The sequence below is a fragment of the Asanoa ishikariensis genome, from assembly GCF_900107455.1.
Classification (GTDB): domain Bacteria; phylum Actinomycetota; class Actinomycetes; order Mycobacteriales; family Micromonosporaceae; genus Asanoa; species Asanoa ishikariensis.
The window spans coordinates 756,023-777,386 of the sequence record NZ_FNQB01000002.1 but is presented as its reverse complement, the minus strand read 5'-3'; the positions used below and the strand labels follow the sequence as shown (position 1 = coordinate 777,386).

Annotated in this window: 22 protein-coding genes; 5 read left to right on the top strand and 17 right to left on the bottom strand. The window is 71.3% G+C overall.

Annotated elements, in window-relative coordinates; translation table 11 throughout:
• Positions 1 to 3: 3 nt before the first annotated feature.
• The 7 genes from atpA to BLV39_RS17945 all read right to left on the bottom strand — a co-directional run bounded on the left by atpA (position 4) and on the right by BLV39_RS17945 (position 5,068).
• On the bottom strand, positions 4 to 1,647 hold the full coding sequence (atpA, locus tag BLV39_RS17975; RefSeq protein ID WP_090793536.1) for a F0F1 ATP synthase subunit alpha: 1,644 nt from the start codon (positions 1,645 to 1,647) through the stop codon (positions 4 to 6).
• A gap of 66 nt (positions 1,648 to 1,713) precedes the next feature.
• Positions 1,714 to 2,538 carry a F0F1 ATP synthase subunit delta gene (locus tag BLV39_RS17970; RefSeq protein WP_373315264.1) on the bottom strand — a complete coding sequence of 275 codons (825 nt, stop codon included), beginning with the start codon at positions 2,536 to 2,538 and terminating at the stop codon, positions 1,714 to 1,716.
• A complete protein-coding gene (locus tag BLV39_RS17965; RefSeq protein ID WP_090793530.1) occupies positions 2,535 to 3,062 on the bottom strand; it encodes a F0F1 ATP synthase subunit B in 528 nt (175 codons plus the stop codon). Before BLV39_RS17965 ends, BLV39_RS17970 begins: the two co-directional genes overlap by 4 nt.
• Before the next feature lie 34 nt (positions 3,063 to 3,096).
• Positions 3,097 to 3,321 carry an ATP synthase F0 subunit C gene (locus BLV39_RS17960; protein WP_089246440.1) on the bottom strand — a complete coding sequence of 75 codons (225 nt, stop codon included), beginning with the start codon at positions 3,319 to 3,321 and terminating at the stop codon, positions 3,097 to 3,099.
• Positions 3,322 to 3,415: 94 nt separating this feature from the next.
• On the bottom strand, positions 3,416 to 4,210 hold the full coding sequence (gene atpB, locus BLV39_RS17955; protein ID WP_090793528.1) for a F0F1 ATP synthase subunit A: 795 nt from the start codon (positions 4,208 to 4,210) through the stop codon (positions 3,416 to 3,418).
• Between the two features lie 13 nt (positions 4,211 to 4,223).
• Complete coding sequence (locus BLV39_RS17950) at positions 4,224 to 4,481, bottom strand: AtpZ/AtpI family protein (RefSeq protein ID WP_090793526.1); 258 nt, start codon at positions 4,479 to 4,481, stop codon at positions 4,224 to 4,226.
• A gap of 146 nt (positions 4,482 to 4,627) precedes the next feature.
• Complete coding sequence (locus BLV39_RS17945) at positions 4,628 to 5,068, bottom strand: hypothetical protein (protein ID WP_090793523.1); 441 nt, start codon at positions 5,066 to 5,068, stop codon at positions 4,628 to 4,630.
• Positions 5,069 to 5,226: 158 nt separating this feature from the next.
• On the opposite strand from BLV39_RS17945, the gene BLV39_RS17940 reads away from it, so the two are divergent.
• Positions 5,227 to 6,750, top strand: a complete 1,524-nt coding sequence (locus BLV39_RS17940; protein ID WP_090793521.1) for an SDR family oxidoreductase — start codon at positions 5,227 to 5,229, stop codon at positions 6,748 to 6,750.
• On the opposite strand, the gene BLV39_RS17935 is transcribed toward BLV39_RS17940, so the two are convergent.
• From BLV39_RS17935 to prmC, 4 genes are read right to left on the bottom strand one after another with little or no spacing between them, the layout of a single operon-like run.
• Positions 6,671 to 7,330, bottom strand: coding sequence for an L-threonylcarbamoyladenylate synthase (locus BLV39_RS17935; protein WP_090793519.1), 660 nt, complete (start codon positions 7,328 to 7,330; stop codon positions 6,671 to 6,673). The genes BLV39_RS17940 and BLV39_RS17935 overlap by 80 nt on opposite strands.
• Positions 7,331 to 7,340: 10 nt before the next feature.
• Complete coding sequence (locus BLV39_RS17930) at positions 7,341 to 7,961, bottom strand: arsenate reductase/protein-tyrosine-phosphatase family protein (RefSeq protein WP_090797484.1); 621 nt, start codon at positions 7,959 to 7,961, stop codon at positions 7,341 to 7,343.
• A 2-nt stretch (positions 7,962 to 7,963) separates the two neighbouring features.
• On the bottom strand, positions 7,964 to 8,608 hold the full coding sequence (locus BLV39_RS17925) for an L-threonylcarbamoyladenylate synthase (RefSeq protein WP_090797482.1): 645 nt from the start codon (positions 8,606 to 8,608) through the stop codon (positions 7,964 to 7,966).
• Positions 8,608 to 9,522: a peptide chain release factor N(5)-glutamine methyltransferase gene (prmC, locus tag BLV39_RS17920; protein ID WP_373315265.1), complete on the bottom strand. Its 915-nt coding sequence runs from the start codon at positions 9,520 to 9,522 to the stop codon at positions 8,608 to 8,610. Before prmC ends, BLV39_RS17925 begins: the two co-directional genes overlap by 1 nt.
• 52 nt (positions 9,523 to 9,574) lie before the next feature.
• Between prmC and BLV39_RS17915 the strand changes: the two genes are divergently transcribed.
• Positions 9,575 to 11,122, top strand: coding sequence for a GGDEF domain-containing protein (locus tag BLV39_RS17915; protein WP_090793512.1), 1,548 nt, complete (start codon positions 9,575 to 9,577; stop codon positions 11,120 to 11,122).
• Here BLV39_RS17915 and BLV39_RS17910 read toward each other — a convergent pair.
• Positions 11,119 to 12,585, bottom strand: coding sequence for a DUF11 domain-containing protein (locus BLV39_RS17910; RefSeq protein ID WP_090793508.1), 1,467 nt, complete (start codon positions 12,583 to 12,585; stop codon positions 11,119 to 11,121). The genes BLV39_RS17915 and BLV39_RS17910 overlap by 4 nt on opposite strands.
• 95 nt (positions 12,586 to 12,680) lie before the next feature.
• On the opposite strand from BLV39_RS17910, the gene BLV39_RS17905 reads away from it, so the two are divergent.
• A complete protein-coding gene (locus BLV39_RS17905) occupies positions 12,681 to 13,376 on the top strand; it encodes an ATP-dependent Clp protease ATP-binding subunit (RefSeq protein ID WP_176984963.1) in 696 nt (231 codons plus the stop codon).
• The gene (locus tag BLV39_RS17900) at positions 13,373 to 13,876 is read left to right on the top strand and encodes an endonuclease V (RefSeq protein ID WP_090793502.1); all 504 of its coding nucleotides are present in this window, start codon (positions 13,373 to 13,375) and stop codon (positions 13,874 to 13,876) included. The genes BLV39_RS17905 and BLV39_RS17900 overlap by 4 nt, the downstream gene beginning before the upstream one ends.
• Here the strand turns inward: BLV39_RS17900 and prfA are convergent.
• Entirely contained in the window at positions 13,862 to 14,950 is a 1,089-nt protein-coding gene (gene prfA, locus BLV39_RS17895; RefSeq protein ID WP_090793500.1) for a peptide chain release factor 1, read from the bottom strand. The two genes, BLV39_RS17900 and prfA, sit on opposite strands and share 15 nt — an antisense overlap.
• Before the next feature lie 89 nt (positions 14,951 to 15,039).
• Positions 15,040 to 15,261 carry a 50S ribosomal protein L31 gene (gene rpmE, locus BLV39_RS17890; protein WP_090793497.1) on the bottom strand — a complete coding sequence of 74 codons (222 nt, stop codon included), beginning with the start codon at positions 15,259 to 15,261 and terminating at the stop codon, positions 15,040 to 15,042.
• Positions 15,262 to 15,420: 159 nt separating this feature from the next.
• Between rpmE and BLV39_RS17885 the strand changes: the two genes are divergently transcribed.
• On the top strand, positions 15,421 to 16,329 hold the full coding sequence (locus BLV39_RS17885; protein WP_090797480.1) for a phosphatase domain-containing protein: 909 nt from the start codon (positions 15,421 to 15,423) through the stop codon (positions 16,327 to 16,329).
• A 122-nt stretch (positions 16,330 to 16,451) separates the two neighbouring features.
• On the opposite strand, the gene BLV39_RS17880 is transcribed toward BLV39_RS17885, so the two are convergent.
• From BLV39_RS17880 to thrB, 3 genes are all read right to left on the bottom strand, one after another.
• Positions 16,452 to 17,831: a nitric oxide synthase oxygenase gene (locus BLV39_RS17880; protein ID WP_090793495.1), complete on the bottom strand. Its 1,380-nt coding sequence runs from the start codon at positions 17,829 to 17,831 to the stop codon at positions 16,452 to 16,454.
• A gap of 235 nt (positions 17,832 to 18,066) precedes the next feature.
• Positions 18,067 to 20,148: a transcription termination factor Rho gene (gene rho / locus BLV39_RS17875; RefSeq protein WP_090793492.1), complete on the bottom strand. Its 2,082-nt coding sequence runs from the start codon at positions 20,146 to 20,148 to the stop codon at positions 18,067 to 18,069.
• 239 nt (positions 20,149 to 20,387) lie between these two features.
• Positions 20,388 to 21,338 carry a homoserine kinase gene (gene thrB, locus BLV39_RS17870; RefSeq protein WP_090793488.1) on the bottom strand — a complete coding sequence of 317 codons (951 nt, stop codon included), beginning with the start codon at positions 21,336 to 21,338 and terminating at the stop codon, positions 20,388 to 20,390.
• Positions 21,339 to 21,364 lie beyond the last annotated feature (26 nt).

Below are 21,364 nucleotides of genomic sequence, written 5' to 3'. Positions count from 1 at the left end.
TGCCTACGCCTTCTCTGCCGGCTGATCGGTGTAGCGGGTCACCGACTCGCTCTCGAGGTCACCCTCGGTGGCGTCGGCCGGCACCTCGTTGACCGTGGTCGTCTCGCCCCGGGCCAGGAAGTTCGCCTTGAAGTCCTTGATGGACTTGTCGAGCGCGCCCGAGATGTCGTCGTCCCACTGACCCGAGTCGATCGCCTGGAGCGTGGCCTTGTCATGCCGGCGCACGTAGTCGAGGAACTCGGCCTCGAAACGCCGCACGTCACCAACCGCGATGTCGTCGAGCTTGCCCTCGACACCCGCCCAGATCACGACCGCCTCTTCGGCGACCGGAACCGGCGAGTAGTTGGGCTGCTTGAGCAGCTCGACCAGGCGGGCGCCGCGGTCCAACTGCGAGCGCGAAGCCCGGTCGAGGTCCGACGCGAACGCGGCGAACGCCTCGAGCTCGCGGTACTGCGCGAGGTTGAGCCGCAGCGAGCCGGCGACCTTACGCATCGGCTTGACCTGCGCGGCGCCGCCGACCCGCGACACCGAGGTGCCGACGTTGATGGCCGGCCGCACGCCCTGGTTGAACAGGTCGGGCTCGACGAAGATCTGGCCGTCGGTGATCGAGATGACGTTCGTCGGGATGAAGGCCGAGATGTCGTTGGCCTTCGTCTCGACGATCGGCAGGCCGGTCATCGAACCCGCGCCCAGCTCGTCGGAGAGCTTCGCGCAGCGCTCCAGCAGGCGGGAGTGCAGGTAGAAGACGTCACCGGGGTACGCCTCGCGGCCCGGCGGGCGGCGCAGCAGCAGCGACACGGCGCGGTAAGCCTCGGCCTGCTTCGACAGGTCGTCGAAGACGATCAGCACGTGCTTGCCGGCGTACATCCAGTGCTGGCCGATCGACGAACCCGTGTAGGGCGCGATGTACTTGAAGCCGGCCGGGTCCGACGCGGGCGAGGCGACGATGGTGGTGTATTCCATCGCGCCGGCCTCGTCGAGGATGCCCTTGATCGACGCCACGGTCGAGGCCTTCTGGCCGATCGCGACGTAGATGCAGCGAACCTGCTTCTTCGGGTCGCCGGAGTCCCAGTTGGCCTTCTGGTTGAGGATCGTGTCGAGCGCGATCGTGGTCTTGCCCGTCTTGCGGTCACCGATGATCAGCTGACGCTGGCCACGGCCGATCGGCGTCATGGCGTCGATCGCCTTGATGCCGGTCTGCATCGGCTCGGAAACCGACTGGCGGGAAACCACGTTGGGCGCCTGGAGCTCGAGCTCGCGGAAACCCTCGTTCTCGATCTCGCCAAGAGCGTCGATCGGGTTGCCGAGCGCGTCGACCACGCGGCCGAGGAACTTGTCCCCGACCGGCACGGACAGAACGCGGCCGGTGCGCTTGACGCGCTGGCCCTCGTCGATGCCGGCGAAGTCGCCAAGGACGACGACACCGATCTCGCGGGCGTCGAGGTTGAGCGCCACGCCGAGCGTGCCGTCCTCGAACTCCAGCAGTTCGTTGGCCATGGTCGAGGGCAGGCCCTCGACGTGTGCGATGCCGTCACCGGCGTCGGCGACGGTGCCGACCTCCTCGCGGGAGACTTCGGCGCTGTAGGAGGAGACGTAGCGCTCAAGGGCGCCGCGGATTTCCTCCGACGAGATGGTCAGCTCGGCCATCCTCTGCTTCCTCTATTCAGGCCCGGGAGTTACCGGTGCGGTGTCAGGGTCTAAGCGGGCGGGAAATCAGCGCTGGGAAAGCGCCTTGCGGGTGTCGTTGAGCCGGCGCAGCACCGTGCCGTCGTAGAGGTCGGAGCCGACAAGCACGCTCATGCCGCCCAGCACCTGCGGATCGACCGTCTGCTTGACGCTGACGTCTCGACCGTACAGTTGCGACAGCTTTGTGCCCAGTCGGCGCTCCTCGTCATCGGACAGAGGTGCGGCAACGGTGACATAAGCGACCTGGCGATCGCGGCGATCCGCGGACATTTCCACCATGCGGCTCAATGCCGACTGGAAGGACCGTCCGCCGAAGCCGCCGAGCGCCACCTCGACCAGTCGAACGGTGACCGGCTTGGCCTTGCCGTCCAGCAGGGCCTTGACGAGCTCGGCCCGCTGGGCGGGCGGCGCGACCACGTCGGAGAGCGCACCGGAGAGTCCCGGTGAGCCGTCGACGACCTGCCCGAAACGGAACAGCTCGTCTTCGACGTCGGACAGGTCGTCGGCGCGGTCGGCGCTGGCCAGCAGCGCCTCGACGCCCAACCGCTCGGCCGCGTCGAGCAACTCGGACGCGGCCGACCAGCCGCCGCCGGCCAAGGTGCTGGCCAGCTCGAGCGTCTCGTCGCCGACCTTGCCGGCGAGCAGCGAGCGGATCAGCTCCGCCCGGTCCTGCCCGTCGCGGCCCGGGTCCGACAGCGCTCGCCGGAGCCGCGGCTGCCGGCGCAGCACGTCGGCCACGGACAGCAGTTCGTCACCGGTCGTCGCGATGTCGGCGGCGGGCGCCGACGTCGCGTACGAGTCCAACCGATCCGCGGCGGCGCGGAAGGACTCCCGGCTGACGCCCTGCATCAACGACTCCCGGTCGACTCGAGCTCGGACAGGAACCGGTCGACGGTGCCACGCTGGCGCGCCTCGTCGGCGAGGGACTCACCGACGATTCGGCCAGCCAGGTCGACGGCCAGCGTGCCCACCTCGGCCCGCAGCTCGCGAACGATCTGCTGACGCTCGGCGTTGAGCTGCTCGCGCCCGGCGGCGATGATGCGGTCGGACTCCTCGCGGGCCCGCACCTGGATCTCCTGACGGATCTCCTCGGCGTCGGCACGCGCGTCGTCACGGATCTTCGCGGCGTCGGTGCGCGCCTCGGCCAGCTGCGCCCTGTACTGCTCGAGCAGCTTGTTGGCCTCGGACTGGGCCTCTTCGGCCCGCTTGAGACCGCCCTCGATCGCGTCGACCCGAGCCTTGAAGGTCTCCTCCATGCGCGGGAAGACGAACTTCATGAGCACGAAGCAGAGCACCGCGAACGCGACGCTACCGACCACGATCTCCTGCCAGAGCGGCAGGATCGGGCTGTGCTCGACTGCTGCGCTTAGGTTCATGGAAACCTCCTGGGATTCAGCCGGGTCAGCGGGGTCAGCCGGCCCAGATGAAGCCGAACGCGATGCCGAACAGCGCGAGCGCCTCGACCACGGCGAAGCCGATCCAGACGAACGGCAGGGTCATGCGGGACGACTCGGGCTGGCGAGCGGTCGACTGGATGTAGGACGCGAAGATCAGCCCGACGCCGATGCCCGGGCCGATGGCGGCGAGGCCATAACCGATGGCGGCAACGCTGCCCTCAACTGCGGCGATGTCCATTGCTGAGGTTCCTCCTGGTTATCACGCGTGACTATCACGCGGGACGGACAACTGTTGGTGCGAAACGGTGGACCACCTACCCGAGGGGCGGGGATCAGTGCTCCTCCGAGACCGCGCCTTGGATATAGCTCGCGGTCAACACGGTGAAGACGTAGGCCTGCAGGAAGATCACCAGCAGCTCGAGCAGCGTCAGCGCGATGGTCATCAACCAGGACAGCACCGAGATCGGTGCCAGTGCGGTGTTCGCCTGCAGCATGGCGAACCCACCGAGGGTGAAGACGAGCAGCAGCATGTGCCCGGCGAACATGTTGGCGAACAACCGGACCGCGAGTGAGAACGGCCGCACCAGGAAGGTGGAGAAGAACTCGATCGGGATCAGGATCGGCAGCACGAACCACGGCGCCGGCGGGATGAGCGAGTTGCGCATGTACTTGCGGAACCCGAACTTCTTGATGCCGACGTAGTTGAAGAGCACGTAGCTGATCAGCGCCAGGAACGCCGGGAACGCGATGTGCGAGTTCGGCGAGATCTGGGCGACCGGGACGATGCTCCACATGTTGTTGAAGACGATGAAGAGCAGCAGCGTCGCGAGGTACGGAGCGAACCGCACACCGCGAGCGCCCAGCATCTCGATCGCGATGTTGTTGCGCACGAAGCCGTACGTCGACTCGGCGATCCACTGCGCCTTGCCGGGAACCAGCTTGGGCTTCCGGTAGGCCAGGGTGAAGAAGATGATGATGATCGCGGTGCTGACCCACACCAGCGCCGTGATCTTGGTGAACCACAGCGAGTCGAGCCCACCCCACGGCACGATCGAGGGCAGGTAGAAGTCGCCTACCTCAGGTGGAAACGGAACGTCGCTCTTGAGAGCGACCGCCTGTCCGATCACCGCGTCCCTTCCCTCATGAACTTCCGGACCCCGGTGGTGGGGTCCCGATCCGCTTGATGACCAGGTAGATCCCGCCAGCGCATCCGATCACCACGCCAATGCCGGTGATCACGCCGTTGGTATGCACCGAACGGTCAATCAGCCAGCCGATGAAGCCCCACACCAACATCCCACCTATGAGGTAGGACAGCGCAGTCCAGCCGAGGTCGGCCCCCGTCGGCGTTGCGTCGGGGTCCTTGTCGGAGTGTTGCGAGGGTGGGTCACCGGCCATGACGCGGGAACCGTATCAGCCGGTAGAGGGAGGCGAAGACTCGACCCCCGCACGCTCAGGCTGCGCGGGGGGAATGGGATGATGGTTCTGCCTCTGCGCTCACGCTACTCCTCCGACCCGCGATGTGGGGTCACCCAGGGGTCGCGTTAACGCCGAAACTTTGGCGCGTGCACGGTCACGATCCACCAGATCTGGGTCGCTGTCCACGCCAACACGCCGGCCACGATGCCTGCGGAGAGCGGCTTGATGCCGGCCCAGCCCGTCGTCGCGACGACCAGCATGATGCCGCCGAGCAGGCTCAACTTGGCTACGTAAACGCCCATGCCGAACGGCATGACCAGCTTGGAGTCGAGTTTGTCCGCCCAGGCGATCGCCAACGTGGACGCGAGGAAGCTGGCGGTCGCCACGAGCACACCCAGCGGTGCGGCCCATGCGCCGACGCCGCCCGCGAGCACACCGCCCAGAACGGCCGCGCCGACGGTCATCACCGCGGCGACGATCAGGATGGGTGGCAGGTGGCGCAGCCGCCAGTTGCGGTCCGCATCGGGTGCGGCCGCGTCAGGGGTACGGGCAGAGGTCGTCGACATCGCGTCGGAGTCTACGTGCGTCGCGCCAGGTGTCCGAAAGGTGTAGCCGATTCGGAAAGAGCCGGACAATTTCGGCGGGTCCGGAAAACTCGCGACGAACTCTGGGTGACGATCCGGATACCAAGCGGACGACCGCACCGACCCGCATAGTGAGAGGCGTGCAATGCCTAGTCACTGGCGCGACCGGCTACATCGGCGGCCGGCTGGTCCCCCGCCTGCTCGACGCCGGCCATGAGGTCCGTTGCCTGAGCCGCTCGCCGGAGAAGCTGCGCGACGTGCCCTGGGCCGACCGGGTCGAGGTGGCCAAGGGCGACCTGGGCGACCCCGACTCGCTGCCCGCCGCGTTCGACGGCGTCGACGTCGCCTACTACCTGGTCCACTCGCTCGGCCGGCCCAACTTCGAGGCCCTCGACCGGGCCAACGCCAACGCCTTCGCGGCGGCGGCCGGCGAGGCGGGCCTGCGGCGGATCGTCTACCTCGGCGGCCCTGAGCCGCCGCCGGGCGACGAGGTCTCCGCCCACCTGCGCTCGCGGGCCGAGGTCGCCCGGATCCTGCTCGCCAGCGGCACCCCGACCGCGGTGCTGCGCGCCCCGATCATCCTCGGCTCGGGCTCGGCGTCGTTCGAGATGCTCCGCTATCTCACCGAACGGCTGCCGGCGATGGTCACCCCGCGCTGGGTGCGCAACCGGATCCAGCCGATCGCGGTCCGCGACGTGCTGCGCTACCTGATCGGCGCCGCGACGTTGCCGGCCGACGTCAACCGGGGCTTCGACATCGGCGGCCCGGACGTGCTGACGTTCCTGGAGATGATGCAGCGGTACGCCGAGGTGGCTGGCCTGCCCCGCCGGATCATCGTGCCGGTCCGGCCGCTGACCCCGGGGCTCTCCTCGCACTGGGTCGGCCTGGTCACCCCGGTGCCCAACGCGATCGCCCGGCCACTGGTGGAAAGCCTGATCCACGAGGCCGTGGCACACGAGCACGACATCGCCGAGTACGTGCCCGACCCGCCGGACGGGCTGATCGGCTTCGACCGCGCGGTCCAGCTGGCGCTCAACAAGGTGCGCGACTTCGACGTGGAGACCCGCTGGTCCGGCGCCGGCTCGCCGGCCGACCCGCTGCCGACCGACCCGCGGTGGTCCGGCGGCAGCGTCTACACGGACGTGCGCGAGCGCGAGGTGGCCGCGACCCCGGCGATGCTGTGGCGGGTGATCGAGGGGGTCGGCGGCGACAACGGTTGGTACTCGTTCCCGCTCGCCTGGGAGGTGCGGGGCTGGCTCGACCGGTTGGTCGGTGGCGTCGGGCTGCGGCGCGGCCGGCGCGACCCTAACCGGCTCTACGTCGGCGACGCGCTCGACTTCTGGCGGGTCGAGGAGATCGTGCCGGGTGAGCTGCTCCGGCTGCGCGCCGAGATGAAGCTGCCGGGCCGGGCCTGGTTGGAGCTGCGCGCCGAGCCGGACGGCCCGAACGGGTCGCGCTACCGGCAGCGGGCGGTGTTCCTGCCGCGCGGGCTGGCCGGGCACGCGTACTGGAGGGCGGTCTCGCCGTTCCACGCGATGATCTTCGGCGGGATGGCCCGCAACATCGCGCGGGGCGCCGAAAACCCTAGCGACCCAGGATCTCCCGCACCTGCGCCGCCGAGACCGGGCCTTCACGGAGCACCCGCGGACCGTCCGGACCGGTGAGCGCCACGAGCGTCGAGGCCAGGGTGTGCCGAATCGCGCCGTGGTCGACCACCACCGGCACCTCCTGGTCGGTCGACCAGTCGAGCTCGGCCAGCACGTCGGCGTCGACCGGGCGGGACTCCGCGCCGGACGGGTTGAGGCTCGTCGCGGTGACCGGCACGCCGGCGGCGGCGATCACCTGAAGGGTGGCCGGGTGGTCCGGCACCCGGATGCCGACCGTGCCCTCGTGCGTCACCAACCGGTCGGGAAGCTCGCTGCTCTGCTCGACCACCACCGTCAGCGGGCCGGGCGTGAAGGCGCCGATCACCTTGCGGGCGTCGGGCGTGAGCACCGCGAAGTGCGCCGCCATCTCGAGTGACGCGCAGGCGATGTGCATCGGGTGGGCGAGGTCGCGCCGCTTGGCCCGAAACACCTGGAGCACGGCCGACTCGATCGTCGCGGCGGCGGCCAGCATGTAGCCGGTCTCGGTGGGCAGCACGGCGAGGCCACCACCGGCGAGCACGGCCGCGACGTCTTCGGCGTCGGCGAGCCGCAGCAGCCCGGACGCGGAGCCCGGCGCCAGCCAACGGGCGTTGACCATGTCAGTCCCCTCAGGACGGAATGAGCAGGCGGGCGAGCGGGACGATGGTCTCCTCGATCTCGTCGGCCACCCGGCTGAACGTCTGGTCGCCGCGCCCCCACGGATCGTCGAGGTCGTCAGCGGGCAGTGCGGCGGCACCCCGGCGTGCGGCGTTGACCGCCTGGACCAGCGCCACGCCGCGGGCGTAGACGCCGTCGGGGTTCAGCCCGCCGTCCGGCAGCGCCGCGGGGTCGACCACGGCCAGCAGGCGGCCGAACTCGCCGAGCACGAACGTGCGCTCTTCGGCGTCGGCGCGCAGCGCGACCACGTACTCCTGCTGGTCGGCGGTCGCGGTGAGGACCAGGTCGGCCGCGTCGATGTGCTCCGACAGCAGCTTGCGGGCGGCGAAGCCGGCCGGGTCGCCGCCGCGGGCGCGCACCTGGCGGGCCGCCGGCGGGTTCATCTCCTCGCCGTCGTGCCAACCTCCGGTGCCGGCGCTGTGGCTGAGCACCAGAGCGTCCGCGCCGGTGGTCGCCGTGCCGGCCGGCACGCGGGACAGCCGCTGCTGGACGGCGAGCGCGAGCAGCCGCTCGGCCATCGGCGACCGGCAGATGTTGCCCATGCAGATGTGCAGGACGGTGAACGGCGGCACGGTCACATCCCCGGACCGGCCAGGCCGGGCACCACGTCTTGCAGCTTCTCGATCGGGATGCCGCCCGCCCGCAGCAGCCGGGGCACGCTGCCGGTCACGTCGACCATCGCGCTCGGCACCGGGTCGGCGCTCGGGCCGGCCTCGAGGTAGACGCGGACGGCGTAGTCGAGTTGCTCGCGGGCCTCTTCCGCAGTGGTCGGCGCGGGCAGGCCGGCCTTGTTGGCGGCGAGCACCGCCATCGGGCCGGTCTCCCGCAGCACCTCGAGCGCCACGGGGTGCAGCGGCATCCGAACGGCGATCTGGCCGCCGGTCTCGCCGAGGTCCCACTGGAGCGTCGGCGAGTGCTCGATGATGATCGTCAGCGGGCCGGGCCAGAATGCCTCGACCAGGTCGCGTGCCGCCTGCGGCAGCGAGAAGACCAGGCCGTCGAGGGTGTGGCGGGAGCCGACGAACACCGGCGGGGCCATGCTGCGGTCCCGGCCCTTGGTGGTCTGCAACTGGGACACGGCGTGCGGGGTGAACGCGTCGGCGCCCAGCCCGTAGACGGTGTCGGTCGGGAGCACCACCAGCTCGCCGGACTTGACCGCCTCGATCGCCGCGGCGATCCCCTTGTCACGGTCCCCGATCGACCGGCAGTCATAGAGCATCACGGTGAGCCAGTCTGCCACGCCGACGCTGCCTGATTCCGGCGGGCAGTGGTGAATCGTGGACGGCCGGTGAGATCCACATGCCGGTCAATCCGGTCAAACCGGCCGTCGGCGCGCAGCAGCTCCGGTAGCGCCTCGGCGTGTTCCTCGTCGTGCTCGATCGCCAGCGCCCCACCGGGGCGGAGCAGCTCGGCCGCGCGGGCGATCACGGGGTGGACCACGTCGAGGCCGTCGGTGCCGCCGAACACGGCAGTCTCCGGGTCGTACCGGCCCACCTCCGGCGGCACCGGGGTACCCGCCGGCACGTACGGCGGATTGCTGAGCAGCACGTCCACCCGGCCGCGCAGATCGCCGAGCAGCTCCGGGTCGGCCACGTCGCCGGACACCACGTGGGTGTCCGGTGCCAGGCCGGCGGCGTTGCGGCGCAGCCACTCCAGGGCGGCGGGCGACTTCTCGACCGCGTACACGGTCGCCGTTGGCACCTCGGTCGCCACCGACAACGCGATCGGACCGGGCCCGGCGCACAGGTCGACCACCACCGGTGCGGGCAGCGCCCGGGCCACGTCGATGCCCCAACCGGCGAGCAGCTCGGTCTCCGGCCGGGGCACGAAGGCGCCTGGGCCGACCTCGAGCTCGAGGTAGCGGAAGGCCGCGGTACCCATGACGTACTGCAGCGGTTCCCGATCCACCCGTCGCTGGACCAGCCGGCGGTACGCGTCGGCCTGCTCGGCGGTGAACCGGTCGACCATCGGCAGGCGACCGCGCGACACGCCGAGAACGAAGGCCGCCAGCAGCTCGGCGTCGTTTCGCGGGGATTCGACCCCCGCGGATACCAATCTGCCGGTGGCATCGGCGATCATTGGTGCCACGCGGATGGTCGTCCCTTCGGTCGGCTGTTGTCTGCGGCCCGTCACGCGATAATCATTGACGCTCGACCACACGAAGGTTGCAGAAGGGGGTTACTCGGTGGGTTGGCTCGACCGGGTCCCCGACCAGGTTGACGCGCTGCGGCAGGCTCGCTCACTGATGATGCGGAGCCGATCGGCCGACGCCTGCCTGGTCCTGGACCAAGTGCTCGAGACCACCAACGAGCCACACGCCCGCGCGGACGCGCTGGTCCAGCGGCTCTCCGCGGTGCTCAACCTCGGCCGCACCGCTGAATATGCTGCCGCGGTCGACCAGGCCTTGGAGTGCGCCCGCGAGGCCGGCGACCCGTACATCCTCGGCCATGCCCACGCCCTGGCCGCGCTCGCCGCACACCAACAGGGCGCCCTCGACCGCTGCGTCACCCATTTCGTGCAGAGCGCCAGCTACCTGGGCCGGGTGCAGGACCCGGACGGCGACACCGCCTGGGGCTGGCACGACCTGGCGATGGCCTATTCCTATTTGAGCTTCCACGGGTACGCGCTGGGCGCGATCGAGCGGGCGCGGCAGCTCGGCACGGCCGCCGGGCTGCCCGAGGAGCTGTTCGCGGCGCCCGGCATCCGGCTGCGCAACGCGGTCGCCCTCGACCACTCCGGCGACTCCGACGGCTGCCTGCGGGTGCTCCGCGACATCGGCGTCGACCTGTGCCGGTTCCTCGACGCCGACGGCGGTGTCCGGTTGCGACCGTCCACGGTGACCGCTTACGGCTACGCGGCCGCCCGCCGGGGCGCCCTGGGCGAGGAGATCGACAACCGGGTCGACGTGTTCGCCCTGCTGGCCGCCGGCGGCGACGGTGCCCGCGCCCGCGACCTGCGCCAACTCGGCGACGTCTGCGTGGCGATCGCGGCCGGCCGACCCATCGAGGCACTGGCCCGGCTCGGCACGATCACCATCTCCCCGCAGACCCTGGGCGCGGCCGAGCCCGAGCGGCTGCGCAGCCTGACCTTCGCGGTGGCCGGTGACCACGCCGCCGCCCACCGCGCCGACCGGCACGCGTTCCGGCTGGCCGCCCAGCGCAGCGACCGGCTGCAGACCGTCTACGTCGACGGCATCGCGGCACAGATCGAGCGCGAGGAACTGCGGCGCACCGCCGCGCAATACGCGGGCGAGGCGCTCACCGACCCGCTGACCGGCCTGCCCAACCGCCGCCAGCTCGAGCGCTACGTGGCCGCCATGGTCGCCCGGGGCGAGCGGGCCGTGATCGGCGTCTGCGACCTAGACGGCTTCAAGGCGGTCAACACCGAGCACGGCCACCACTCCGGCGACCTGGTGCTGCAACGGATCGCCGGGGTGATCCACCGGGTGATGCGGCGCGGCGACTTCGTGGCCCGCTACGGCGGCGACGAGTTCGTGGTGGTCCTGCCGGGCGCCGGCATGGCGGAGGCGGCCGAGGTGGCTCGCCGGATCGCGGTCGCGGTGGGCGCCGAGGACTGGCACGCCCTGGTCCCGGGCACACCGGTCGGCGTCAGCGTCGGCTTCGCCGAGGTCAACGGATCAGGCCCGGCGCTGCGCGACGCACTCGGCCAGGCCTTCGAGATCGCGGACCGGGAGATGCTGCGGGCCAAACGCCGCCCGCGGGCGGCCTCTTAGGCGCGACGCAGGTGCAGCAGTAAGACCAGGCCGAACATCATCATCAGGCCGCCGACCACCGTCGCCTCCATCGTGGAGAGCCGGATCTGGGTGTACGGCAGTGGGAGTCCGGTCCGAAAGACCGGCAGGTGTGGTGGCGAGTCGCTGCCGGCGACCAGCAGGGTCTCGACCACGTTGTTGGCGCTGTCCGGGTCGCCCGGCTTCCCTTCCACGGTCGCCCGGCTCCTGATCGGCCCGGCCACCACGACCCGCGCCCGCAGGGTCAGCGTCGCCGCGGCGCCGGCCGCCAGGTCACCGATCGCCCAACGGCCGTCGTCGTAGTCGCCCACCTCCATCGAGGCCGACGCGAACACGAGCTCGGCGCCGAACGGGTCGTTGACGGTCACGCCGCGGGCCAGGTCCGGACCGGCGTTGCTCACGGTCACGGTGACCGTGACCTCCTGTCCGAAGCTCGGGGTGCTGTTGCTGACGTCGCGGGTGAGCGCGAGGTCCGCGGCATTCACCTTCGGCACCGCCCGGGCCACGGTGTCGCCGCCGACCGGGTCCTCGGCACCGCTCTGGGTCACCAGCACGGCCGGGTCGCCCTGGACGCCCACCGTCGCCAGCGTCCGGATCCCCCACGTCGCGCTGGCACCCGGCGCCAGCGTGCCGACCCGCCAGCGGGCAGCGGTGGCCGGCCCACCGGTCAGCACCGGCATCCCGACCACCTGGCCGGCGGACACCGATGACGCGAGGAAGGTGCCGGTCAGCACCGGATCTGCCACCTCCACGTCGGTCGCCGGGTCGGGGCCTTTGTTCGCGACCGTCACCGCGTACGTCACCGGGTCGCCCGGTCCGGTGAGCTCCGGTGCGACCCGCGCGTTGAGCACCAGGTCGGCGCGGGGCGCACGGATCCCGGCCGGCGGTGCGACGCGCAGCGCGGCGGTGGCCAGGTCGTCGCGCGTGTCGCCGTCCCTGGGCGTCGAGCCGACGAGGGCCGCCGTCGCGGTCACGAACGCGGGCGTGCTGCCGCGCACCACCAGCGTCAGCGTCGCGGCCTTGTGCACGGGCAGCGCCCCGACGCTCCACAGCAGACCGTCGAACGTACCCTGGCTCGCGGTCGCCTTGACGACCGTCATCTGGGCCGGCAGCGGCACCGCCACCCGCACGTCGCCCGCCGGCAGGATCCCCTCGTTGCGGGCGGTGAAGCTCAACGTGGCGTCCTGCCCGGGCCGGACCGCCGCCGGCACGACCTTGCCGGTCACGGCGACGTCCACGGTGGTCGGGATAGGCGTCGGCGGAGGCAGCTTGCGCAGGACGACGGCGCTCGGTGTCGGGGTCGGTCCGGTCGGGGTCGGTCCGGTCGGTGTCGCGGTCGGTCCGGTCGGTGTCGGGGCCGGCGCCGCCAGGGTGAGCCCCGGCAGCATGAGCAGCAGCCCGAGCGGCACGACGGCGGCCGCGACGGCGAGCCGAAACCCCTTCACACCCGCCACATTAACCCCATAAAGGGACGAAAGTTCCGGAATCCAGCGTCAACTCAGCCTTGACGATGCCGCTGCGTCAACACACACTTGACGGCATGGCACCCTTCGACATCTCAGTCGACGACCTCATCGCGCAACTCGACCGCGACCTGCCCGACGCGGACCCAGTGGCCCGGGTCGGCGAGGCCCGGTCCCGGGCGCGTGCCCTCGGCGACCTCGGTGACCAGCTCATCGACCACTTCGTCCGGGCGGCCCGCCAGACCGGTGCGTCCTGGAGCCAGATCGGCGACGCCATGGGCGTCTCCAAGCAGGCCGCGCAACAGCGCGGCACGAACCGGTTCTCCCGGTTCACGGCCCGGGCCGCCGAGGTCGTCAGCGCCGGGCAGGCCCTGGCGCGGGACCGGCGCAACCCGTCGGTCGAGCCCGAGCACGTGCTGGTGGCGCTGCTCGGTGCGACCGAGGCGCTGGCCGCGAAACTGGTCGTGGCGCTCGGCGCCGACCCGGCGGCGCTGGCCGACACGGTCACCGCCGGCCTGCCCGGCCCGACCGAGACGGTGCCCGAGCACGTGCCGTTCTCCGCCTCGGCCAAGCAGCTACTGGAGGAGACCACCCAGAGCGCGCTGGACCTGGGCCACAACTACGTCGGCACCGAGCACATCCTGCTCGGCCTGCTGCGCATGCCGGACACGGCGGCCGGCCGGGTGCTGCACGACGCGGGCTTCACCTACGACCGCACCAGGGAAACCGTGCGCACGGCCCTGGTCGGCCTTGCGCACCGCATCAAGGGGTGACCCGCTACGGCGCGGTCGACGCGCACTATCCGGACGAGGGCGGCGCCCACGCCGCCCTCGTCGTCGCTACGGAGCCACGCTTCGCCACGCTCGTCGAGGAGCTGTCGGCCCGCGTCGACACCGTGCCGGCGTACAAGCCGGGATTCTTCTTCGAACGTGAGCTCCCGGCGATCCGCGCGGTGCTGGCCACGACGGCGCCGGTCGACGTGCTGGTGGTGGACGGTTACGTCGACCTAGACCCCGACGGGCGCCCGGGGCTCGGGGCTCGCGTGCACGCCGAGACGGGCCGGCCCGTGGTGGGTGTCGCGAAGACCGCGTTCCGATCGGCGACGCACGCCGTGCCGGTGGTCCGGGGCAGCGGCGCCCGGCCGCTCTACGTGACGTCGGCCGGCATGACCGTCAAAGAGGCCGCCGCGCTGGTCGGCGCGATGGCCGGCGCACACCGGATCCCGGACGCGCTGCGCCGCGTCGACCGGCTGGCCCGGTCAGTGCCGGGATAGCTCGGTCTCCCCCGCGAGCCGGGCGGCCCGGTCGGCCTCGGTCAGCGCGTCCAGCACGCCGTCGAGGTCGCCGGCCAGCACCAGGTCGAGGTTGTAGGCCGTGAAGCCGATCCGGTGGTCGCTGATCCGGTTCTGCGGGAAGTTGTAGGTGCGGATCCGCTCGGAGCGGTCGACGGTGCGCACCTGCGCCTTGCGGGCGTCGGACGCGGCCGCGTCGGCCTGCTCCTGGGCCGCGGCCAGCAGCCGGGCGCGCAGGATCCGCATCGCCTGCTCGCGGTTCTGGAGCTGGCTCTTCTCGTTCTGGCAGCTCACCACGATGCCCGTGGGCAGGTGGGTGATGCGCACAGCGGAGTCCGTGGTGTTGACCGACTGACCACCCGGGCCGGACGAACGGAACACGTCGACCCGGATGTCGCCCGGCTCGATGTTCACGTCGACGTCCTCCGCCTCGGGGAGCACCAGCACGCCGGCGGCCGAGGTGTGGATCCGTCCCTGCGACTCGGTGACCGGCACCCGCTGCACCCGGTGGACGCCGCCCTCCCACTTGAGACGCGACCAGACGCCGTTGCCGCCCTCGGGCACGCCCTTGGTCTTGACCGCCAGCGAGACGTCCTTGACGCCGCCGAGGTCGGAGTCCTGCGCGTCGATCACCTCGGTGACCCAGCCGTGCCGCTCGGCGTAGCGGGAGTACATCCGCAGCAGGTCGCCCGCGAACAGGGCCGACTCCTCGCCGCCCTCGCCCGCCTTGATCTCGAGGATCACGTCCTTGGCGTCGTGCGGGTCGCGCGGCGCGAGCAACTCGGCGAGCCGCTCCTCGAGCACCGGCAGCGTGGCCGCGATCGCATCCACCTCGCCGGCGAACGACGGGTCCTCGGCGGCGAGCTCGCGCGCGGCGGTCAGGTCAGCCCGGGTCTGCTCGAGCTCGTCGTTGGCCTTGCGGATGGGTGTCAGCTCGGCGAACCGGCGGCCGACCCGCCGGGCCGTGTTCTGGTCGGCGTGGATCGCCGGGTCGGCGAGCCGCTTCTCCAGCTCGCCGTACTCGTCGAGCAGCCCCGCGAGTCGATCCACGCTCATCTGTGCCCCTTAGGTCTGGCCGTGCCTGCCCCGAACAGACGACGGCGCCCGCCCCCGCTGAATCCGCGAGGGGGGCGCCGTCGGCGTCGCTACTTCTTCTTGGCCTGGACCTTGGCGTACTTCTGCTGGAACTTGGCCACGCGGCCGGCGGTGTCGAGAACGCGCTGCTTGCCGGTGTAGAACGGGTGGCAGGCGCTGCAGGTCTCGACGTGGATCTGACCGCTCTTCGCGGTGCTGCGGGTGCTGAAGGTGTTGCCGCAGGAACAGGTGACCGCGGTGGTCACGTACTGCGGGTGGATGTCAGGCTTCACGCCTCGGTCCTTTCAATCGATGGTCGCCGGGTCGCCCGTCGCTGAGCTTTCATGGACGTGAACCGGAACCTTGGCCGATTGACCAGTCTGCCATGCACTGGTCCGACCGGTGTAACGCGGCCCCCAAGGTGCGCATTCCCGTGGGCCATGATTGACACCATGCCGCACCGAGCGCCCAGGTTGATCATCACCCGCGGCCTGCCCGCGTCCGGCAAGACCACCTTCGCCCGGAGCCTCCAGCCCTGGGTGGTCCGGGTCAACCGCGACGACCTGCGCCGGATGCTGCACGGCGAGCCACTGCTGACCGACCGCACCGAGCGCCAGGTCTCGGTCGCCTCGTTCACCCTGGTCGACAGCCTCCTCCAGGCCGGCGTCGATGTCTGCGTCGACGACACCAACCTGATCCCCCGGCTCGCCCGCGACTGGGCCGGACTGGCGGCCCGGCACGGCGCCACCTTCGAGGTCCGGGACTTCACTGATGTGCCGGTCGACGAATGCGTCCGCCGCGACGCCACCCGCCCCAAGGACGAGCAGGTCGGCGAGGCGGCGATCCGGTCGATGCACCAGCGCTACCTGGCGGGCCGCACCCTGCCCCTGCCGGTGCCGACGGTGGCCGCCGCGCCGCCGACCGACCGCTACGAGCCGCCCGCGGACGCCCCCGAGATCGTCCTGGTCGACATCGACGGCACGGTCGCCCTGCTCGGCGACCGCCACCACCTGGACCTGCACCTGGTCGCCGAGGACGAGCCCCACCACGCGGTGATCGCGGCCGTCCGCGCCATGCACGCGGCGGGCTACGGAGTCATCTACTGCACGGGCCGCGAGGAAAGCGCCCGCGCCGACACCGAGCGCTGGCTCGCCGCCCACGTCGCGGTGCCTTATCTGGCCCTGCACATGCGCGCCTACGGCGACACCCGCCGCGACGCGGTCGTCAAACGCGACATCTTCCAGAGCGAGATCGCGGCCGACTACCGCGTCGTCGGCGTCTTCGACGACCGCCAACACGTAGTGAAGATGTGGCGAGACCTGGGGCTCACGGTCTTCCAGGTCGCCGAAGGCGATTTCTAGCCGATCAAGGTCGTTCTTACTCGGGTCCGCGGTGGTGCGGACCGTTCCTCCCGCGAGGGACCGCTCCGCTCGCCAGGCCCGCGGCCGGGCGCCCTCAATGCGAAGCAAGGGCCGGGCGTCCGCTAGTGCCGGACCGGGCAGGCTGGGCGGAGGGTTGGGGACGGGGCTACCCGGGTTGGGGCCGCCGGTGGGACGGGCTGGGTCGGGATGCGCCGCGGTGGGGTCGGGGTGGTCAGGGACGGGCTGGCCGTGGCCGGCGCCTGCGGTGCGGTTGCCGGCTCGCGGCGGGTTTGGGTCGGGGGGGTGGGGTCCTCGGTCGCGGTGTGGGCGCGGTGGCCGTGGACGCCCAGGGCGCGGGCTTCCGGGTCGAGGTAGAAGTTCGGGCGTTCGTCGGCCTCGTGGTAGTAGCGGTGGAACACCCCGGTCGCTCCGCCGGACATCGGTGGGACGATCCAGCTCCAGTCGGCCGGGACCTCGCGGCCCGCTTTGGCCTCGTTGCGGATGTGGGCCAGGAAGCGGTCCGACTCGGTGTGGTGGTCGGTGATCTTCACGCCGGCGCGTTCGAACGACCAGAGGACCGCGCGGTTGAGCTCGACCAGGGCGCGGTCGCGCCAGAGGGTGCCTGGTTTGGACGTGTCGAGGCCCATCAGGCGGGCCACCACCGGGATCATGTTGTAGCGGTCCGGGTCGGCCAGGTTGCGGGCGCCGATCTCGGTGCCCATGTACCAGCCGTTGAACGGCGCCAGTGGGTAGTGCACGCCGCCGATGGTCAGCCGCATGTTGGAGATCGCCGGGACCGCGTGCCAGCGCAGGCCGAGCTCGGCGAACCAGCCGAACTCCGGGTGGGCCAGCGGCACCTCCAGCACCGCGCGCTCGGGGAGCTCGAAGAGCCGTACCCCGTGTGCCGGTGTCTCGATCGCGACCGGGAGCACGTCGAACGCGTCGCCCTTGCCGCGCCAGCCCAGGTCGCGCATCGACTCGGTGAAGCGGACCACCCGTGGGTCGCCGGTCACGCCGCCGTTGACGTCGCGGTAGCCCGCGTAGCGGATGAGCTGTTCGTTCCAGATCCGCGCGTACGGGCGCCCCGGCTGGGCCTGCGGGAACACCGAGATCACCGGGCGGATGGCGCCCGGCTCGCGGTTGGCCGCCGCGGTGCCGCCGGCCATGCACAGATGCCGGACGATCAGCGCGAAGATCTCCTCGGGCGTACGCGCGCGGCGCCGGTCGAGCACCACCAGGCTGCGCCAGTAGAGGCGGCCGATGCACCGGCTGGAGTTGCGCCACGCGACCCGGGCGCCGTAGGCGAGCTCGTCCGGGGTGTGCACGTAGGTGCCGGTCGCCGCGATCTGGGCCCGTACGACGGCGAGCCGGGGCTCCACCGACCCCAGCTTGCTGTTGTCGCCGTAGCACATCCGCAGGAAGTCCTCGGCCTCCGCGAAGTCGACCGGGGCGTTCGGATCCCAGGACTGCGGGGGCACGTCACGGTACCCAGGTGTCGTCATCGCGCCTCCCAGATTGATGACGTATTCACAGCACACGCGCACGGTGGTGCCGCCGCAGTCGGGGGGCAGCTCCCGGTGCGCAGTGTGAGCAGAGTTTCACCTGGGGTCATGCCTGGATCGGACACCTTGTGCGACCAGTTGGTCCGTGCGCGAGACACCCATTGGGCTGGGAAAACATGAAACCGGCCCCACCTGCGAAGGTAGGGCCGGTTTCAGGCCGCGGACGCGACCCGGGTCACTCTCCCGGTGTCGACTTGGCGATCTGGCGCAGGAACTCGATGTTGGTGCGGCTCTGCTTGAGCCGGTCGAGCAGAAGATCCAGCGCGGCCTGCGACTCGAGCGAGTGCAGCACCTTGCGGAGCTTGTGCGTGATCGCCAGCTCCTCCGGCGCGAGCAGGATCTCTTCCTTACGCGTGCTGGACGGGTGGATGTCGATGGCGGGGAACACCCGCTTGTCGGCGATCTTCCGGTCCAGCTTGAGCTCGGCGTTGCCGGTGCCCTTGAACTCCTCGAAGATGACCGTGTCCATCATGGAACCGGTCTCCACCAGCGCGTTGGCGATGATGGTCAGCGACCCGCCGTTCTCGATGTTGCGGGCCGCGCCGAGGAAGCGCTTCGGCGGGTACAGCGCCGTCGAGTCGATGCCGCCGGAGAGGATCCGGCCGCTCGCCGGGGCCGCCAGGTTGTAGGCGCGGCCGAGGCGGGTGATCGAGTCGAGCAGCACGACCACGTCATGGCCGAGCTCGACCAGCCGCTTGGCCCGCTCGATGGCGAGCTCGGCGACCGTGGTGTGGTCTTGCGGCGGACGGTCGAACGTGGACGAGATGACCTCGCCCTTGACCGAGCGCTGCATGTCGGTGACCTCTTCGGGGCGCTCGTCGATGAGCACGACCATGAGGTGCACCTCAGGGTGGTTGCGGGTGATCGCGTTGGCGACCGCCTGCTGGATCATCGTCTTGCCGGCCTTGGGGGGCGACACGATCAGTGCGCGCTGTCCCTTGCCGAGCGGCATGATCAGGTCGATGACCCGCGTCGTCAGGATGTGCGGCTCGGTCTCCAACCGCAGGCGCTCCTGCGGGTAGAGCGGCGTCAGCTTGTAGAACTCGGGGCGGCGCTTGGCCTCCTCCGGGTCCATGCCGTTGACCGTGTCGAGCCGGACCAGCGGGTTGTACTTGTCGCGCCGCTGCTCGCCGTCGCGGGCCTGGCGCACAGCGCCGGTGACCGCGTCGCCGCGCCGCAGGCCGTATTTCTTGACCTGGGACATGGAGACGTAGACGTCGTTGGGGCCGGACAGGTAGCCCGTGGTGCGGACGAACGCGTAGTTGTCGAGCACGTCGACGATGCCGGCGACGGGCACGAGCACGTCGTCGTCGCTGACCTGCGGGTCACGGCCTTCGCGGCCGCCTTCGCGGGTCGTCTCGCGACCAGCATCGCCCTCGGCACGCTCACCACGGCCACGCCGGCGGTCACGGAACCGGCTGCGCCGGCTCCGCCGGCCGCCGCTCTCGTCGTCGTCGTCGCCGTCGAGGTCACGACCGCCGTCGCGCTGGCCAGTGGGCTGGTTGTCACGCTGGCCGTCGCGCGCAGCGTCGCGGCGGCCGTCACCGTGGCCATCGCCCCGGCGACCGTCGCGCTGCTGGCCGCGGTCGTTGCGCTCGCTCCGGTCATTGCGCTCGCCGCGGTCGCCACGGTCGCTGCCGCGGTCACCGCCACGGTCGTTGCGGCTGGACCGCTCGTCGGTGCGCTCGTGGCGGTCACCGCGGTCACGGGTGTCCCGCGAGTCACGGTCACCCCGCGAGTCACGGTCGTCGCGCTCCTCGCCGTCGACCTTCGGCTCGGCCGGGGCGGACGTCGAGGCGGACGCGGACGCGGTGGCGCGGGTGCGTCGGGACCGCTGGCCGCCCTCGGCGGCCACGGTGGCGGCGGGCGCCTCGATGGTCGCGACAGCGGCGCCTGCGGAGGCCGGTGCGGCGGCCACACCCGCCGTAGCCGGTGCGGACGCGGAGCCAGCCGCCGGAGCGCCCGAGGGTGCCGAACCGGCCGGAGCCGCCTTCTCCGACGCCTTGGCCTCGGACTCGGCCCGCGGTCGCGGCGTGCTGCCGGCCGGGGCACCGTTCTGGCGCTCGGAGATCGCGGTGATCAGCTCGCCCTTACGCATCCGGGCGGTGCCGGAAATGCCGAGGGACGCGGCCAGGCTCTGCAGCTCCGGCAGGAGCATCGCGGACAGACCGCTGCCCCGCCGGCGTCGGGTGCCGGTGGTCGTGGCGTCGTCAGCGACGTTGGAGACATCCGACGTCACGTCGGTGGTGTCGCTCAATGGATTCCTTCCCTCGATAGGCCGGGGCTGCCCAGGTATGGGTAGATCAGGTGGCCGGGCGGCCTCGGTGCACCCGCCTCGCTTGACGCGTCACGGGGTTTCGCACGCCAACTCATCGCGGGCTCAGGTGGTGCGGCGTAAGCCGAGGCAGGAAATTGACGGATCGACCGTCGATAGCTTCGGGGATGCGCCGCCCCGCAGATCGCACGCTTCGCGGCTGTGCTAGGTCTAGAGCGTAATCAACTCTTCCGACCTGCGGCAACAGGGGCCCGCTCGGCGTGTCCGAGTCTACCTGAACCAATCCTGGCGCCGACTACGTCTATCGCCAACTCGATGACGCGCCAACCTATTCCCAAATCGCCGTCTTCGGGCGGCCTGGTCAGCGCCAACACCGTCGGCCCAGCCCCACTGACCACGGCGGCCACGCCTCGACCACGCAGCTCATCAACGAGCGCGGCCGTCCCCGGCATGCCCGGCGCCCGATAGCCCTGATGGAGCTTGTCGGCGGTGGCCGCGAAGAGCAGGTCTGGGGCCGCGGTCAACGCGTGCACCAGCAGCGCCGCCCGCCCGGCGGTGTAAGCCGCGTCGTGGTGCGGCACCGACGCCGGCAATGCCGCCCGCGCCTCGGCGGTCAGCCCGCGGTCGGTCGGGATGAACACCGTCGGCCGGACCCGCTCGTCGGGCGCCAGCCGCACCGCGCGGAACCCGCCGGACGTCTCGTCGGACCAGGCGATGACGAACCCGCCGAGCAGACAGGGCGCGACGTTGTCAGGATGGCCTTCCAACTCCGCCGCCAGCGCCAGCGCGCCCGCGTCGTCGAGGATCGTCGTGCCGTCCTTGACGAGTGCGCGGGCGAGTTGGACGCCCGCCACGATCGCCGCCGACGACGAACCCAGCCCGCGGGCCTGCGGGATGCGGTTGACGCACTCGATCGCCACGCCGGGCGGATGGCCACCGAGCCGCTCGAACGTCGCCGCCATCGCGCGGGCAACGAGATGGTCGGCGCCGGTCGGTAGCTCGCCGGCACCCTCACCGGCCACGTCGACGTGCCAGCCGCCGTCGGTGACCCATGCGGCCACGTCGTCGTGCAGGCCTAGCGCCAGGCCGAGCGCGTCGAAACCCGGACCGAGATTGGCACTGGTCGCCGGCACTCGCACCTTCACGGGACCGTCGACGAAGGTCACACCCATGCCCCGCACTCTAGGTCCACCCACCG

What these genes read in the sequence shown, in the direction of transcription:
- atpA (WP_090793536.1), bottom strand. Translation starts at nt 1,647, where the DNA reads ATGGCCGAGCTGACCATCTCGTCGGAGGAAATCCGCGGCGCCCTTGAG.
- BLV39_RS17965 (WP_090793530.1), bottom strand. Translation starts at nt 3,062, where the DNA reads ATGAACCTAAGCGCAGCAGTCGAGCACAGCCCGATCCTGCCGCTCTGG.
- BLV39_RS17960 (WP_089246440.1), bottom strand. Translation starts at nt 3,321, where the DNA reads ATGGACATCGCCGCAGTTGAGGGCAGCGTTGCCGCCATCGGTTATGGC.
- BLV39_RS17950 (WP_090793526.1), bottom strand. Translation starts at nt 4,481, where the DNA reads ATGGCCGGTGACCCACCCTCGCAACACTCCGACAAGGACCCCGACGCA.
- BLV39_RS17945 (WP_090793523.1), bottom strand. Translation starts at nt 5,068, where the DNA reads ATGTCGACGACCTCTGCCCGTACCCCTGACGCGGCCGCACCCGATGCG.
- BLV39_RS17935 (WP_090793519.1), bottom strand. Translation starts at nt 7,330, where the DNA reads ATGGTCAACGCCCGTTGGCTGGCGCCGGGCTCCGCGTCCGGGCTGCTG.
- BLV39_RS17925 (WP_090797482.1), bottom strand. Translation starts at nt 8,608, where the DNA reads ATGCTCTATGACTGCCGGTCGATCGGGGACCGTGACAAGGGGATCGCC.
- BLV39_RS17905 (WP_176984963.1), top strand. Translation starts at nt 12,681, where the DNA reads ATGGCACCCTTCGACATCTCAGTCGACGACCTCATCGCGCAACTCGAC.
- prfA (WP_090793500.1), bottom strand. Translation starts at nt 14,950, where the DNA reads ATGAGCGTGGATCGACTCGCGGGGCTGCTCGACGAGTACGGCGAGCTG.
- BLV39_RS17885 (WP_090797480.1), top strand. Translation starts at nt 15,421, where the DNA reads ATGCCGCACCGAGCGCCCAGGTTGATCATCACCCGCGGCCTGCCCGCG.
- BLV39_RS17880 (WP_090793495.1), bottom strand. Translation starts at nt 17,831, where the DNA reads ATGACGACACCTGGGTACCGTGACGTGCCCCCGCAGTCCTGGGATCCG.
- thrB (WP_090793488.1), bottom strand. Translation starts at nt 21,338, where the DNA reads ATGGGTGTGACCTTCGTCGACGGTCCCGTGAAGGTGCGAGTGCCGGCG.